The organism is Radicibacter daui (assembly GCA_030657355.1).
Lineage (GTDB): Bacteria > Pseudomonadota > Alphaproteobacteria > Radicibacterales > Radicibacteraceae > Radicibacter > Radicibacter daui.
Genome location: CP131056.1, coordinates 2,375,409 through 2,390,338, shown reverse-complemented (window position 1 = coordinate 2,390,338; position 14,930 = coordinate 2,375,409). Strand labels below are relative to the sequence as shown.

Sequence of the window (14,930 nt, the reverse complement as noted above, 5' to 3'; positions counted from 1 at the left end):
AAAAGGCGGTGCATGGGGTCGCGGGGGCTGGATTGAAAAGGGTGTTAGCCGTTATAACTGCGACCCTGAGAGTCGCGTTTTGTTCTCATCTTACAGGCACGATATGCACGATCTCGCTTTTATCCGCCGCGAACCGGCACAGTTCGACAATGGCCTTGCCCGCCGCGGGCTTCCGCCGCTGTCCGAGAGCATTCTGGCCGTGGATGAAAAGCGTCGTTCCGTGCAGACCCGCCTGCAGGAAATCCAGCAGCGCCGCAATGACGCCTCGCGCGAAATCGGCCAGTTGAAGCGTACCGGCGGTGATGCGCAGGCGCTGATGGACGAGGTGGCTGCGCTCAAGGACGAGATGCAGCAGCTGGAAGAGCAGAGCCGCGAGTTGACGCAGGAGCAGGACGACGCGCTCGCCGTGTTGCCGAACCTGCCGTCCGCCGAGGTGCCCGATGGCGCCGACGAGAACGACAATGTCGAGATCTCGCGCTGGGGCACGCCGCCAACCATCGAGAATGCGAAGGAACATTTCGAGCTCGGCGAAGCGCTCGGCATGATGGACTTTGCCACCGCAGCGAAGATGTCCGGGTCGCGCTTCGTCATCCTGCGCAGCAAGCTGGCACGCCTTGAGCGTGCGCTTGCGCAGTTCATGATCGACACCCAGACCGAAGAGCACGGTTATACCGAAGTTTCGCCGCCGGTTCTGGTGCGCGATACGGCCCTCTACGGGACCGGCCAGCTGCCGAAATTCGCCGAAGATCTCTTCCGCACCACCAGCGACCATTATCTGGTGCCGACGGCGGAAGTGGTGCTCACCAACCTTGTGGCCGACAGCATCGTCGACCCGGCTGAACTGCCGATGCGCGTGACGGCGTGGACGCCGTGTTTCCGCTCCGAAGCAGGTTCTGCCGGACGCGACACCACCGGCATGATCCGCCAGCACCAGTTCTACAAGGTGGAGATGGTCAGCATCACCACGCCGGAAACCTCGGATGCCGAACTGGAGCGTATGACCGGCTGCGCCGAGGCTATTCTGCAGAAGCTGAACCTGCCCTACCGCCGCCTGCTGCTGTGCACCGGCGACATGGGCTTCGGTGCGCGCAAGACCTATGATCTTGAGGTCTGGCTGCCGGGGCAGGGGCGTTATCGCGAAATCTCCAGCTGCTCGAACTGCGGCGATTTCCAGGCCCGTCGCATGAAGGCGCGCTTCAAGGCTGCCGGCGACAAGTCGACCCAGTTCGTCCACACGCTGAATGGCTCTGGCCTTGCCGTTGGCCGTACGCTGGTGGCCGTGCTGGAAAATTACCAGCAGCCCGATGGCAGCATCGTCATTCCGGAGGTGCTGCGGCCCTATATGGGTGGGCTCGAGCGCATTGCGCGCGCCGAGGGCTGAGGCAATGCGGCTCGGGCACAAGAGGATCGCTTCGTGAGCATTGAGGCGCGCAAGATCCGGCTGGTGATGCATCTGCGCAAATCGGGCATCACCGATACGCGCGTGCTTTCGGCAATCGAGCGTGTGCCGCGCGAGGCTTTCCTGCCCGAGCATTTTCTTCACCGTGCCTATGAAGACAGTGCCCTGCCCATCGGCCATGGCCAGACCATCAGCCAGCCGCTGGTCGTCGCCAAGATGACGCAGGAGCTGGAACTGGGGCCGACCCACCGCGTGCTGGAAGTCGGCACCGGTTCGGGTTATCAGGCCGCTGTGCTTTCCTGCCTTGTGGCGCGCATCTGGACAATCGAGCGGCACAAGCCGCTGCTGAAGGTCGCCAAGGAGCGTTTCCAGGCACTGGCGATCGACAATATAACCGCCCGCGCCGGCGACGGGTCGCTCGGCTGGCCGGGGCAGGACAATTTCGACCGCATGATCCTGACCGCTGCTGCCGGTGAAGATCCGCCGCCCGAGCTGCTGAAGCAGCTGGCGCTTGGCGGCATCATGATGGCGCCGTTGACGATCACCGATGAAAACGGCGTGCGGGGCCAGAAACTCGTCAAGCTCCGCAAGACCCGCAACGGCCTCGAGCGCGAGGAGATGTGGCCGGTGAAATTCGTTCCGCTGGTCCCCGGCGAAGCGCAGGCCGAGGAAGTGCCCAGCCTGTGATCCGTCCGGTTCCCCTGAAAAGTCGGGGAGCGCTGCTTGCAGCCGGCGCGCTTCTGTCGGGCTGCGTTTCGCCTTTTGCCCAGTTCACCCTGCCGGGGCAGACGATGGTCGCCCGGCCGGCAACGTCTGTTTCCCAGATGCCGCCGCAGCAGCCGCTGACGGCCAACCTGCCGTCGCAGGTGACGGTGCAGCCTGGCGATACGCTGTGGAAGATTTCGCGCCGGCTCGACGTGCCGCTGCGTGACATCATCGATGCCAACGGGCTGATGCCGCCTTATGCGATCCGCAGCGGTCAGGTTCTGCGTGTGCCCGCCGGGCGTTACTACACCGTCCAGCGCGGCGATACCGTCACCAATGTCGCGGCTCGCTTCGGCATCGCGTCGGCCGATCTCGCCCGTCTCAATGATCTGCCGTCACCCTATGTCATCCTGATCGGTCAACAGCTGCGCCTGCCGGCCACCAGCGATGTGCCGCAGCGGCAGGTGGCGGAGAACAGCTTGCCACTGGAACCGGTGCGCGTTGCCGGCATCACGCCGCCGCCCGCAGTGCCATCGCGGCAGGTAACCCAGGAAGAATTGCCGCCGGTTACCTCAACAGCGTTGCCAGCACCGGCGCGCGTCGTCCCGCCGCCACAGCCTGCCATTGCCAGCGACAACGCCGCCGGAGCCGATGCTGAACCGATGGCGACGGCCAGTGTCGGCGAGGTGGCGCCGCCGCCCGTACCATCGTCACGGCCCGCTGCCGGCGCTGCCGAGCCGGTTTCCGCTCCTGCTGCTGCGTCTCCGGCAGCGCCTGCACAGGTCACTCCGCCAGCACCGCAAAAGGTGGTGGCGCCCGCGCCACCGGCACAGAAGATCGACCCGTCGGCAAAACTTGATCTCATGTGGCCGGTTGATGGCCGCGTCATTGCCACCTTCGGCCCCAAGGACGGTGGGCTGCGCAATGACGGCATCAATATCGCAGCCCCGCGCGGCGCGGCGATCCGGGCGGCTGAGGCCGGCGTCGTCGTCTATGCCGGCAACGGGCTGCAGGCCTTTGGCAATCTGGTGCTGATCCGCCATGCCAATGGTTGGGTCACGGCCTATGCCCATGCAGACAAGCTGCTGGTCGAGCGCGGGTCCAAGGTCGCCCGCGGGCAGACCATCGCCACCGTCGGCTCCAGCGGCGATGTCGACAAACCGCAGGTTCACTTCCAGGTGCGCACCAGCGACGGTGCGGTCGATCCACAGAAATATCTGAGTTGAAACAACAACGGGCGCCCTGTGGCGCCCGTTGCTTTTCACCCGGCGTCCGGTCCATCAGCCTGCCGAGAGCGGCTTGCCGAGGCGTCCGGCGAGGTCCTGGATATATTGCCAGGCCACACGGCCGGAGCGCGAACCGCGCGTGCGGCTCCATTCCACCGCTTCGGCATGCAGGGCGTCGCCGGCGATATCGAGCCCGTACTGGCGGCAGTAACCCCGGATCATCTCGATGAAAGTGTCCTGGTCGCACTGGTGGAAGCCGAGCCAGAGCCCGAAGCGGTCGGAAAGAGAGACCTTTTCCTGCACAGCCTCATCCGGATTGATGGCGCTGGAGCGCTCGTTCTCGATCATGTCGCGCGGCATCAGGTGGCGCCGGTTGGAGGTTGCGTAGAAAAGGACATTCTCCGGCCGGCCCTCGAGGCCGCCTTCCAGCACCGCCTTCAATGACTTGTAGGTGTCGTCCTGCTGGTCGAAGGACAGATCGTCGCAGTAAAGGATCACGCGGCGGTCGGAGCGCCGGATTGCGGCGAGCAGCCGGGGCAGGGTCGGGATGTCCTCGCGGTGGATTTCAACCAGCACCAGGCTCCCCGGCGCCTTCGCCAGAATGTCCGCATGGATCGCCTTGACCATGGACGACTTGCCCATGCCGCGCGCCCCCCACAGCAGCGCATTGTTGGCTGGCAGACCGCGCGCGAAGCGCTCCGTATTGGCATAAAGAATGTCGACCTGCCGCTCCACGCCCTTAAGAAGTGCCAACGGGATGCGGGAGACCTTGACGACGGCGTGAAGCTCATTATCTGCCGGATGCCAGACAAAGGCATCGGCCGCTTCAAGGTCGGGATCTTTGGCCGGCGGCGGGGCCAGACGTTCAAGCGCGGATGCTATGCGCTCAAGCGTTCCTGCCAGCGGACCGTCCGCGGTCAGCGAGGTGGCAAGAGCGTCGGCGATGGAGGAGATGGGAAGGTCGCTCATGAGACTTTCTTTAAGCTCGTTTCCTGAGCCCGACAGAAAAGGTGCAGGGGCCGCGCTGAAAAGGCAGTGAGAAACACGCCGTGATGCGGGGCCATTGCTAATCCGGGCGAGCTAGTTATAGTCGCCCGACTCATTTTCCGCCGAACGCTTCCTTCTTGGGGCAGGGCGGAAGTTCTTTCAAGACGTCCCTTTCTGGAGGGGGGCGGGGCCGGCCCGGCCGACGGGCGGTCGCCAAGGGAGAGGCATACATGTTCATTTCACCGGCTTACGCTCAGGCGGCGGGTGCGGCTGCACCGGGCGGCGCGGGCGCTCTCATGCAGTTTGCACCGCTCGTTCTGATCTTCATCGTCTTCTACTTCCTGCTCATCCGTCCGCAGCAGAAGAAGGCCAAGGAGCACCGTGCGCTGCTCTCCAACCTGCGTCGCGGTGACCGCGTCGTGACCGGCGGTGGCATCATCGGCACCGTTACCCGCGTCATCGACAAGGATGATGAAATCAGCGTCGAGATCGCTGAAGGCGTGCGCGTCAAGGTGCTGCGCTCCACCGTTACCGCCGTTCTGTCCAAGCCCGAGCCGGTCTCTGCCAAGGGCAGCAAGGCCGCCAAGGAAAAGGCCGAGGACGAAGCTCCGGCCGAGACGAGCGACGACGCAGAGACCTCTTCGACCGAGAAGTCCTGATCCTTATCCGCCTATAAGCTGCCGGACGCGCCAACGGGTGCGCCCGGCGGTTCCGATCAAGAATAAACGGCGACACTCATGGTCTATTACGCCCGCTGGAAGATTATCCTCGTTCTGTGTGTGGTGGTGCTGAGCGCGCTTTATGCCGCGCCGAACCTTATCCCGCAGGACAAGCTCGACAAGTGGGCCCAGGGACTTCCGTCCTGGATGCCGCTGCACAAGATCAGCCTCGGCCTTGACCTCCAGGGCGGCTCGCATCTGCTGCTGGGCGTCGAGGTGAAGGCCGTCGTTAATGAATATCTGGATGGCGTGGCCGACAGTGCGCGCAGCGACCTGCGCAAGGCGGATATCGGCTACAGCAACCTCGCGACCAAGGACGGCGTGCTGAGCTTTGACGTGCGTGACGAGGCGCAGGCCGCGGCCGCGCGTGACGCCGTTGCCAGCATCGACCAGAACCTCGTGGTAACGCTGGATGGCGCGACCGTCAGCGCCCAGCTGAGCGAGAAGGCCTACAAGGATCGCGCGACGTCTGCTGTCGCCCAGTCCATTGAAATCATCCGTCGCCGTATCGACGAAAGCGGCACCCGTGAGCCGCTGATCCAGCAGCAGGGCATCGACCGCGTGCTGGTGCAGCTGCCGGGCGTCGGCAATCCGGAACATATCAAGCGTCTGCTGGGCCAGACCGCCAAGCTCGGTTTCCATCTCGTCAACGAGACGGCCAACCCGCGTGGCGGCTCGGTGCCTGCCGGCTTCCGTGTCATGCCGGCTGCCCCCAACAACCTGAAGGGCCCGCCGCTTTATGTGGTCTCGCGCCGCCCCGTCGTCAGCGGTGACACGCTGACCGATGCGCAGCCGAGCTTCGACCAGCAGTCCGGCCGTCCAGTCGTCAACTTCAAGTTCGACAGCATCGGTGCCCGCCGCTTCGGCGATGTGACCCGCGACAATATTGGCCACCAGCTGGCCATCGTGCTTGATGACAAGGTGGTGAGCGCCCCGGTTATCCAGTCCGCCATCACCGGTGGCAGCGGCGTGATCTCGGGCAGCTTTAGCGTCCAGGAAGCCAATGACCTTGCCCTGCTGCTGCGCGCCGGCGCCCTGCCGGCTCCGCTGACGGTGCTGGAAGAGCGTACCGTCGGCCCCGGCCTTGGTGCGGACAGCATCGCCGCCGGTGAAATCGCCAGCGGGATCGGCCTTGCGGTCGTGGTCGTGTTCATGGTCCTGAGCTATGGCCGCTTCGGCGTCTATGCCAACATCGCGCTGGTCGCCAACATCGTCATGCTGCTGGCGGCCCTGTCGCTGCTCGGCGCCACGCTCACGCTGCCGGGTATCGCCGGTATCGTGCTGACGATGGGCATGGCGGTCGACGCCAACGTGCTGATCTTCGAGCGTATTCGCGAGGAATATAAAGGCGGGCGAGGGGTGGTCGGTTCAATCGATGCCGGCTTCAACCGTGCCATCGGCACCATCACCGACAGCAACCTCACCACGCTGATCGCTGCGGCCCTGCTTTACGGTCTCGGCTCCGGCTCGGTGCGCGGTTTCGCCGTCACACTGGCCATCGGCATCCTGACCTCGATGTTCAGTGCCATCATGATCACCCGCCTGGTGATCGTCTTCTGGGTCCGCTCCGCGCGGCCCAAGATCATCAACCTTTAAAGGCGGGAAGGCAGGTAACAGATCATGCGTCCTATTCGCTGGATCCCCGACAACACCCGCTTCAATTTCATCGGCTGGCGCCACATCACCTTCGCGATCTCGTTCCTGATCGTGGTGGTGTCCTTCGGCTCGCTGGCGACGCGTGGTCTCAATTTCGGCATCGATTTTGAGGGCGGCACGCTGATGGAGGTCAAGACCTCCGGCCCGGCCGACATGGCCGACATGCGTGGCAAGCTCGACAGCCTCGGCCTCGGTGAGGTCAGCCTGCAGCAATTCGGTGCGCCCGACGAGGTGATGATCCGCATCAAGAAGCAGGAAGGCGACGAGGCCGCCCAGGCCGCTGCTATCAATGCGGTCAAGCAGAGCCTCGGCGACGGCATCGAATACCGTCGTACCGAGTTTGTTGGTCCGCAGGTTGGTGATCAGCTGAAGCATGACGGCATCCTGGCCGTTACGCTCGCCGTGCTGGGCATCATGGCCTACGTGTGGTTCCGCTTTGAGTGGCAGTATGCCGTCGCCGCCATCGTGGCGCTGCTGCATGACTGCGTCGCCGTGCTCGGCCTCTTCTCGCTCACGCAGATGGAGTTCAACCTGACGACGGTGGCCGCCGTGCTGACCGTTGCCGGTTATTCCATCAACGACACGGTCGTGGTGTTCGACCGCACCCGTGACGACCTGCGCAAGTACCGCAAGAAGCGGCTCGACATCCTGATCAACGATGCCAACAACCAGATGCTGGCGCGCTCGATCATGACCAGCATGACCGTGATCCTGACGCTGCTCTGCCTGCTGGTCTTCGGCGGCGATGTGCTGCGCGGCTTCTCGGTGGCGATGACCGTCGGCGTTCTGGTCGGTACCTACTCGTCGATCTTCGTGGCGACCGCGCTGCTGCTCTACATGCCGCCGCGTCGCACGCCGGAAGGCGCTACCGACAAGTCGGCCGAGAAGGCAACTGCCGGCGACGCCTGATTGTCGACACTGACATAAACCAGCCTTTGCAGCCGGCGCCGTCCAACGGGCCGGCTGCATTGTTTTTAAGGGCCGGTACCTGCCGGGTACGGGCCAAAGGAGGACCAGATGGATCTCAATCTCGCCCCGGTCGGTGATGGCAAGGTCATCCATGGTTATGGCGACGGGGGCTTTCGGGTCTCCGCGGATCGCTACGAGGGCTCGCTCATCGTAACCCGCGATACCGTCCTTCCGCTGACGGCAAGCCGTGTCTCCGACATCGATGCCGAGGCACTGGCCGCCGTGCTGGCTGCCGACAGCGGCGTCGAGGTGATGCTGCTGGGTTGCGGACAACGCATGGAGATGGTGCCGAAGGCGTTGAAGGAGGCCTTCCGGGCGCGCGGCATCGGCATCGAGCCGATGGATACCGGCGCCGCCTGCCGCACTTTCAACGTGCTGCTGAGCGAAGACCGGCGCGTGGCGGCTGCGCTGATCGCCGTCTAGGCTTCACCGGTATCGGCTGAAAAGAAAAGGGCGCCTCCCGCAAGGGAAGCGCCCTTTTCCATTACCGCAAGAAGCGATCAGGAAGCGGCAGCGAAGCGCTTGGCCACATATTCCCAGTTCACCAGCTTGTCGAGGAAGGCCTTGATGTAGTCCGGACGACGGTTGCGGTGGTCGAGATAGTAGCTGTGCTCCCACACGTCGCAGCCGAGCAGGGCATGCTGGCCATGGGCGAGCGGGTTGTCCGCATTGGCTGTCTTAGTGCAGGCGAGCTTGCCGTCAGCACCGACAACCAGCCAGCACCAGCCGCTGCCGAACTGGCCGACACCGGCGGCCACGAACTGCTCCTTGAAAGCATCGACGCTGCCGAAATCGGCAACAATCTTCTTCTCGAGCTCGCCCGGGATGGCGCCGCCACCCTTCGGCTTCATCATCTGCCAGAATTCGATGTGGTTCCAGTGCTGGCCGGCCTGGTTGAAGATGCCCTGCTTGGCCGGATCGCCGGAGCTGGCCTTCACGATCTCTTCCAGAGACTTGCCTTCCAGCGGCGTGCCCGCGATCAGCTCGTTGAGCTTGGTGACGTAGGCCTGATGGTGCTTGCCGTGGTGCAGCTCCAGGGTCTCGCGCCCCATAACCGGCTCCAGAGCATCATGGGCATAAGGAAGCGGTGCTAGTTCGAACGCCATCGGAAAATCCCCATTAGGTATGTTGTGCGCGGCCTTGCATCCCGGAAGGGGCGCCGCGTGGCCCGCGCGCTCCCCGCGCAGGGCCTTCAGGAACGAGATAGTCTCAAGGCCGGGACTTGTGAAGCCCACCCGGGAAATCTCGTGGCCGCATCCTGCACCAGATCGCGGGCGGCGGCGAGGCCGGATGTGATCGCGCTCTCTATTGTCGGCGGCAGAGGGCTGGCCAGCCAGTCGCCGGCAAGGCGCAGATTGGCAAGGCCGGCGGCATGCCGGCCGGGACGGGACGCTTCCACCGCCGGTGTCAGCGCCAATGTCGCCCGTTTTTCCCGCACCACGCGGCAGGGCGGAGCCGCCATGCCGGAGAGCCCCAGCACCGGCGCGATGTCGGCCCAGACCCTTTCGGCCAGTTCGTCCGCCGCGACGGTTTGCAGCTCATCCGCCGCGCTGATGGTGACGCTCGCAACATCCCCGCGCAGGAAGAGCCACTGCGCCTGCCCGCCGAGCAAACCGAGCAACGGTTCGCCGCCGGGCAGCGTAGCCGGAGCTGGCAGACGGTAGTGAAGATTGTCGATGGGCGAATAAGACTGCGGAAAGCTGATCCCGGGCAACAGGCGGCTTGCAGCCGCCGGAGGGACGGCGAGAATGACCGGCCCCGTCGCCTCAAACTCGCTTCCGCCGGCCGTCAGGGCTGTCACGGTGCCGTTCTCGCAGTGAAGGGCGGTAACAGGGCAGGAAAAACGGATCTGCGCTCCTGCGGCCTCCAGCGTGGCCAGAAGAGGCTCCGCAAAAGTTTGTCCCAGGCTGCTGGCGGCAATATAGGGCCGCCCGGAACCCGGACCGCCGAAGAGGATGCGGCGCAGGACAGCCGCCAGAGGTGCCGCCGCCGCCACTTCCGGCCCTGTATTGAGCACGGCGGCGGTCAGCGCATCCCACAAAACACCGGCGGAAGCGCAGGCTGCTACTGTGGTGCCTGGACCGGCCAACAGAACCCTTGTGAGCGCGCCAACGTCGCCCAGGCTGAAAGCCGACGCTCCTCGCTGCCACCAGCTGCGCAGACTGAACGGGGCCCATCCGAGTTTTCGGGCTTCAAGATCGTAAAGCGGTACGGCCTCCGCGCCGAGCGGCATCAGCTCATTGCGAGTGCCGGTCCGGTCAAGCAGAGCGAACACCGCATGATTGCAGCCCATCAGAAGATGATTGCCGTTGTCGAGCAGCCGCCCGGTCAGTGGATCATTGAAGGAACGGCAACGCCCTCCGGCCGCCGGGGAAGCCTCCCACAGGCGCACCGCGTAACCGCTGTCGGCAAGGGCAAGTGCCGCCGCCATTCCTGCAAGGCCGGCGCCGATAACATCCGCTGTCCCGGCGGTCATGCCGACGGGCGCCAGCCCAGACGGCAGGCGAGGGTAAGCCCCAGTGCGGCAGCTCCGGAAATGCGCACCCGGCCGGGGCGGAGGGCCGCCGTCCAGTTTCCGGCAGCAAGGCGGCCATGAAGGCGCTGGTAAACAGCCACCATCGCCATCGCAGGCCACAAGGCGGGAGCGTCAATCTCGCTGATGCTGGCCGTCAGCCGGCCATAGAGGCCGCCAGCCTCCCGGCCCAACTGCGCGAGGGCCTGCGGCAGTTCAGGCGCCTGCGGCAGGTCGTGCGCGGCAATCTCGCCGATGCCAGCTGCTGAGAGAACCTCCTGCGGCAGGTAGATGCGGCCGATGGCGGCATCCTCGCGCACATCGCGCAGGATATTGGTCAGTTGCAGCGCTTCACCGGCCAGAATGGCGAAATTGTCCCGGGCCGGGCTGGCAGGCGCAAAAATGCGCATGCACAACACACCAACCGCTCCGGCCACCCGGCGGCAATAGGCGGAAAGCTCGGCACGATCCGGGGCGAGCAACGGCGCTGCCACATCCTGGCGCGTGCCCTCAAGGATCAGGCGAAATTCATTGATCGGCAGGTGATGCTGATCGACAGCCCGGGCCAGCGCCGCCGGCAGCGGTGCTGTGCCGTCAAGGCGCTGCTGCCACTCCTCGAAAGCCGCCAGTTTCGCCGCCGGCTCCCAAGGGCCATCGGCGATGTCGTCCAGCACACGGCAATAGCGGTAAAGCGCCGCCAGCGCGGCCCGCCGGGGTCCGCCTGCAAGTACAATCGGCCAATAAAAGGAGCTGGAGCGGCTCCCGAAGGCGGCGCCTGCGGGGAAAGACGTCGAGGTCATGCGCGAAGGCCGGCCAGCAGCCCTTTGACCGTCGCGAAGGCGGATTTCCACCAGCCGGGCTTTGCCTTGCCCTTGAGCGGGTCCACACTGCGCAGATGCAGCGCCTGCTCGCGGGCGAGATAAAGCGTAATAGCCGCTTCGGCCCGGATGCCGGTACCTATGAGCCGCGGCAACATTCCGGCAGCCTCGCCCAGCAGCCGGTCGATTTCATCCAGCAGCCGGGTGAAGACACTGCGCAGTTTGCTGTCAGCTTCCGGCGCCGCCAGTGCTTCGGCGGAGCTGCCGGCTTCGCTGAGCCAGCTGGCCGGCAGGTAACAGCGCCCGCGCACGCGCCAGTCCTCACCGCAATCCTGAAGGTGGTTGAGGAGCTGCAAGCCGATGCACAGACTGTCCACCGGCGCCACTGCTTCAGCCGGCTGGTTATGGGCAGCGAGCATGAAGCGCCCGACCGGCACCGCGGACTGGCGGCAGGAAGAGAGCAGGGCATCCCAGTCCGGGATGATGCCGAGCAGCGTGTCAGCCCGGAAGGCACGCAGCAGCTCGCGCATGAAACCTTCCGCCGCCGGCACTTCCGCCGTTACGGTGCGGAAGCGGCGCGCCGGGGCTGTCCAGACAGAAGCATCGTCGCGGCCCTCGAAGGCCGCAGCCTCAAGCGCATCGAGCATATCCTGCCGCTGAGCCGGCGCGAGGCCAGGCTCATCGGCGATATCGTCGGCAAGGCGCGCCAGACGATAGAACCGCATGACGAGAGAACGAGTGCGGGAGGGCAGAAGCAGCGACGCGACCGGAAAGTTCTCGGCCGGGAGCAGATAGCGGGGCAAGGCGAGGTCGCTGGAGATGGTTCTTCTCGCGAAATGGTGCGTTGCATGCTTGAGGCAGAATACCAATTGCGCCATTTTTCACCACCTTTATATCTGGGCGCGGATAAAGGGGCGGCTGCGGGCCAATACACCGGCACCAGTCGTTCGGGAAAGCGAAATCAATGACATCGACACCGACCCTGACATGGTGCGCCGAGCAGGTGCGCCGTTCGGACCGCGACCGTTTCCTCACCAGCCTGTTTGCCGATGCGGCGGTGCGGGAGGATTTGTTCGCGCTTTACGCCTTCAATATCGAAATTGCCCGCACCCGCGACGTGGTCAGCGAGCCGACGCTCGGTGCCATCCGCTTGCAATGGTGGCGGGAAGCCATTGAAAAAATTGGCGAAGGTGCCACTCCTCACGGACAGCATGAAGTGCTGGAGGCGCTTGCCGGGACTTTCAGCCGCCATCAGCTGAGCGCCGATGATTTTTTCGCCATCATCGATGCCCGGGCGCAGGATTTCGAGCCCTCCGGCTTTGTCGACCAGGACGCGCTTGAAGCCTATGCCGCCGAAACTGCTGCGCCGCTCTTCAGGCTGGCTCTCAGGATCTGTGGGCAAACGGACGGCAATGCCGATGAAGCGGCCCGCCACGCCGCCATCGCCTGGGCACAGCTAGGGCTGATCCGCGCCATGCCGTATGATCTGCACCATCGGCGGGTCACCGTGCCTAAGACGGCACTTGAAGCGGCCGGCATCACCGCCACCCAACTGATCGACCGGCCGAAGACGACAGAGCTTCAGCCGCTTTTGAAGCCACAGCTCGCAAGCATCCGGGAACACAGTAAAAATGCCCGTTCCCTCATGCGGCAGGTGAAGCGCAGTGCCCGGGTAGCTCTGTTGCCACTTACGCTCGCCGACGGCTATCTGGCGACGCTGAAGCGTAATGGCAGCAGCCCCTTCGATCCCCGCCTTGCCCGGCCCGGAGGCCCGACGCAGCTCAGGGTCTGGATGAAGGCACTTCTCGGCAGCTATTGAGCAGACCGGGGCAAGCCTTTGAAAAAAAAGCCGGCCTCCTTTCGGAAGGCCGGCTTTACTGTTTCTGGCAGAGCCTTCAGAAAGCGGCGAGCCAGGCGGGCAGATCTTCCAGCGCCCGCACGCTCATGGCGCGCTTGCGATCCTTGCCCTTGATCTTGCGGCGCTTGCCGTTAGCGGTGATCTCCGGCCCGATATCCGGGAACAGGCCGTAATTGATGTTCATCGGCTGGAAGGTGTCTGCTGCCGCGCCGCCGGTGATGTGGCTGAGGAGGGCACCGAAAGCCGTGGTCAGCGGCGGGACCACAACTTCGCGGCCCAGACGCTCGGCTGCGGCGAAGCGGCCAGCCATCAGGCCGACAGACGCGCTTTCCACATAGCCTTCACAGCCCGTGATCTGACCGGCAAAACGCAGGCGCGGCAAAGCCTTGAGACGCAGCGTTGCATCCAGCAGGCGCGGGGAGTTGAGGAAGGTATTGCGGTGGATACCGCCGAGGCGGGCAAATTCCGCCTCTTCAAGGCCGGGGATGAAGCGGAAGATGTCCTTCTGCGCACCCCATTTCAGCTTGGTCTGGAAACCCACGAGGTTATAGAGCGTGCCAAGCGCATTGTCCTGGCGCAGCTGCACCACGGCATGGGGCTTCACATCGCTATGCGGGTTGGTAAGGCCGACCGGCTTCATCGGCCCGAAGCGCAGCGTCTCGCGCCCACGCTCGGCCATCACCTCGATGGGAAGGCAGCCTTCGAAGTAAGGCGTGTCCTTCTCCCACTCCTTGAACTCGGTCTTGTCACCGGTCAGCAGCGCATCGATGAAGGCATTGTACTGCGTCTCGTCCATCGGGCAGTTGATGTAGTCCTTGCCATCACCGCCGGGGCCGACCTTGTCATAGCGCGACTGGAACCATGCCTTGGAAAGATCGACGCTTTCCTTGTAGACGATGGGAGCAATGGCATCGAAGAAGGCAAGCGAGCCTTCGCCAGTAAGCTCTTGAATAGCCTTGGAAAGATCGGGTGAGGTGAGCGGGCCGGTCGCCACGATCACGCTGTCCCAGTCTTCCGGCGGCAGTCCGGCAATCTCGCCGCGCTCCACCGTCACCAGCGGATGTTCGGTGATCGCCCTGGTGACGGCGGCAGAAAAACCGTCGCGGTCCACGGCAAGCGCGCCACCGGCTGGCACCTGGTTGGCATCGCCGCTCGCCAGGATCAGCGAGCCGGCACGCCGCATCTCGGCATGCAGCAGCCCGACCGCGTTATATTCCCAGTCGTCCGAGCGGAACGAGTTGGAGCAGACGAGCTCGGCAAGGCCGTCGGTCTGGTGCGCATCGGTGCGCCGCTCGGGGCGCATCTCATGCAGGACAACCGGCACGCCGGCGTTGACGAGCTGCCAGGTGGCTTCGGAACCGGCAAGGCCGCCACCGATCACATGGACCGGGCGGAGGGAGGAGGGCGTGTTGCTCATGATGACGCGCAACTACGCTACTCCCGCACGCAGCGCAAGCGCCGTTCCATAAGGTGCCGCCGGCCGGCTCAAAAGCCAGACCGGCGGCGCCCCGGACATCAGCCGAGGATCGGCTTCAGCAGCGTGTGCTGGCGCACGACCGGCAGTGTCTTCAGCCAGGCATCGAGCCCGAGATACTGGCCGGCATTTTTCGCTGTCAGGTACAGCAGCACCGTGATGTAGACAATGTGATAATCGACGATGAAGTTGTTCCGGTCCGAGATGAACGGAAAGTCCATGTGCGCCATCCAGTAAAGGAAAAGGATGGCGGCGCCGACCGGCGCACTGAGCCGCACCAGGCAGCCGGACAGCAGCGACAGGCCGATGGCCAGATGGCCCCAGGCAACCAGGAAGCTGAAAACCGGCGCGATTTCCGGGCCGGTGAAGATCGAGAAAAAGCCGTGGAATGTCTTGGTGTGGTCAAGAAACCCGACAATGCTGAAGTTCGGGTCGAACGCCTGATGCGACGCGGCGTAGATGAAGGTCCACGCCATCAGGAACCGCAGAACAACAAGAAACTTCTGATCGAGTGTGCTGGTCATGTGCTTCCCTCCCGGCAGCGAGATTAACTTCCGATGGAGAGGCTAGGACATTCTGTCCCTGGGCACTTTGAGGCACATCAATC

15 protein-coding genes are annotated in these 14,930 nt (G+C 64.4%); 8 read left to right on the top strand and 7 right to left on the bottom strand.

Annotated elements, in window-relative coordinates; translation table 11 throughout:
• Positions 1 to 103 precede the first annotated feature (103 nt).
• Genes serS through QTL98_RS11235 form a run of 3 tightly spaced genes read left to right on the top strand, consistent with a single transcriptional unit; the run spans position 104 to position 3,330 of the window.
• Positions 104 to 1,381 carry a serine--tRNA ligase gene (gene serS, locus QTL98_RS11245; RefSeq protein WP_445678581.1) on the top strand — a complete coding sequence of 426 codons (1,278 nt, stop codon included), beginning with the start codon at positions 104 to 106 and terminating at the stop codon, positions 1,379 to 1,381.
• Positions 1,382 to 1,414: 33 nt separating this feature from the next.
• On the top strand, positions 1,415 to 2,086 hold the full coding sequence (locus QTL98_RS11240; protein WP_445678580.1) for a protein-L-isoaspartate(D-aspartate) O-methyltransferase: 672 nt from the start codon (positions 1,415 to 1,417) through the stop codon (positions 2,084 to 2,086).
• On the top strand, positions 2,083 to 3,330 hold the full coding sequence (locus tag QTL98_RS11235; protein WP_445678579.1) for a peptidoglycan DD-metalloendopeptidase family protein: 1,248 nt from the start codon (positions 2,083 to 2,085) through the stop codon (positions 3,328 to 3,330). Before QTL98_RS11240 ends, QTL98_RS11235 begins: the two co-directional genes overlap by 4 nt.
• 54 nt (positions 3,331 to 3,384) lie before the next feature.
• On the opposite strand, the gene QTL98_RS11230 is transcribed toward QTL98_RS11235, so the two are convergent.
• Complete coding sequence (locus QTL98_RS11230) at positions 3,385 to 4,299, bottom strand: ATP-binding protein (RefSeq protein WP_445678578.1); 915 nt, start codon at positions 4,297 to 4,299, stop codon at positions 3,385 to 3,387.
• A 248-nt stretch (positions 4,300 to 4,547) separates the two neighbouring features.
• Between QTL98_RS11230 and yajC the strand changes: the two genes are divergently transcribed.
• The 4 genes from yajC to QTL98_RS11210 all read left to right on the top strand — a co-directional run bounded on the left by yajC (position 4,548) and on the right by QTL98_RS11210 (position 8,084).
• On the top strand, positions 4,548 to 4,976 hold the full coding sequence (gene yajC, locus QTL98_RS11225) for a preprotein translocase subunit YajC (RefSeq protein ID WP_445678577.1): 429 nt from the start codon (positions 4,548 to 4,550) through the stop codon (positions 4,974 to 4,976).
• Between the two features lie 78 nt (positions 4,977 to 5,054).
• Positions 5,055 to 6,632: a protein translocase subunit SecD gene (secD, locus tag QTL98_RS11220; protein ID WP_445678576.1), complete on the top strand. Its 1,578-nt coding sequence runs from the start codon at positions 5,055 to 5,057 to the stop codon at positions 6,630 to 6,632.
• Between the two features lie 24 nt (positions 6,633 to 6,656).
• Positions 6,657 to 7,601 (top strand): protein translocase subunit SecF, encoded by a 945-nt coding sequence (secF, locus tag QTL98_RS11215; protein ID WP_445678575.1) that lies wholly within the window; start codon positions 6,657 to 6,659, stop codon positions 7,599 to 7,601.
• A gap of 108 nt (positions 7,602 to 7,709) precedes the next feature.
• Entirely contained in the window at positions 7,710 to 8,084 is a 375-nt protein-coding gene (locus tag QTL98_RS11210) for an Mth938-like domain-containing protein (RefSeq protein ID WP_445678574.1), read from the top strand.
• Positions 8,085 to 8,161: 77 nt separating this feature from the next.
• Here QTL98_RS11210 and QTL98_RS11205 read toward each other — a convergent pair whose 3' ends face one another.
• From QTL98_RS11205 to QTL98_RS11190, 4 genes are all read right to left on the bottom strand, one after another.
• Positions 8,162 to 8,767, bottom strand: a complete 606-nt coding sequence (locus QTL98_RS11205; RefSeq protein WP_445678573.1) for a superoxide dismutase — start codon at positions 8,765 to 8,767, stop codon at positions 8,162 to 8,164.
• Between the two features lie 86 nt (positions 8,768 to 8,853).
• Positions 8,854 to 10,137 (bottom strand): hydroxysqualene dehydroxylase HpnE, encoded by a 1,284-nt coding sequence (hpnE, locus tag QTL98_RS11200; RefSeq protein ID WP_445678572.1) that lies wholly within the window; start codon positions 10,135 to 10,137, stop codon positions 8,854 to 8,856.
• Complete coding sequence (locus QTL98_RS11195) at positions 10,134 to 10,973, bottom strand: phytoene/squalene synthase family protein (protein ID WP_445678571.1); 840 nt, start codon at positions 10,971 to 10,973, stop codon at positions 10,134 to 10,136. The genes hpnE and QTL98_RS11195 overlap by 4 nt, the downstream gene beginning before the upstream one ends.
• The gene (locus QTL98_RS11190) at positions 10,970 to 11,869 is read right to left on the bottom strand and encodes a squalene/phytoene synthase family protein (protein WP_445678570.1); all 900 of its coding nucleotides are present in this window, start codon (positions 11,867 to 11,869) and stop codon (positions 10,970 to 10,972) included. Before QTL98_RS11190 ends, QTL98_RS11195 begins: the two co-directional genes overlap by 4 nt.
• Positions 11,870 to 11,955: 86 nt before the next feature.
• Between QTL98_RS11190 and QTL98_RS11185 the strand changes: the two genes are divergently transcribed.
• Complete coding sequence (locus tag QTL98_RS11185; protein ID WP_445678569.1) at positions 11,956 to 12,810, top strand: phytoene/squalene synthase family protein; 855 nt, start codon at positions 11,956 to 11,958, stop codon at positions 12,808 to 12,810.
• 76 nt (positions 12,811 to 12,886) lie between these two features.
• Here the strand turns inward: QTL98_RS11185 and trmFO are convergent, their stop codons facing one another.
• Both trmFO and QTL98_RS11175 read right to left on the bottom strand, forming a co-directional pair.
• Entirely contained in the window at positions 12,887 to 14,266 is a 1,380-nt protein-coding gene (gene trmFO / locus QTL98_RS11180) for a methylenetetrahydrofolate--tRNA-(uracil(54)-C(5))-methyltransferase (FADH(2)-oxidizing) TrmFO (RefSeq protein ID WP_445682134.1), read from the bottom strand.
• Positions 14,267 to 14,364: 98 nt separating this feature from the next.
• Positions 14,365 to 14,847, bottom strand: a complete 483-nt coding sequence (locus QTL98_RS11175) for a DoxX family protein (RefSeq protein WP_445678568.1) — start codon at positions 14,845 to 14,847, stop codon at positions 14,365 to 14,367.
• Positions 14,848 to 14,930 lie beyond the last annotated feature (83 nt).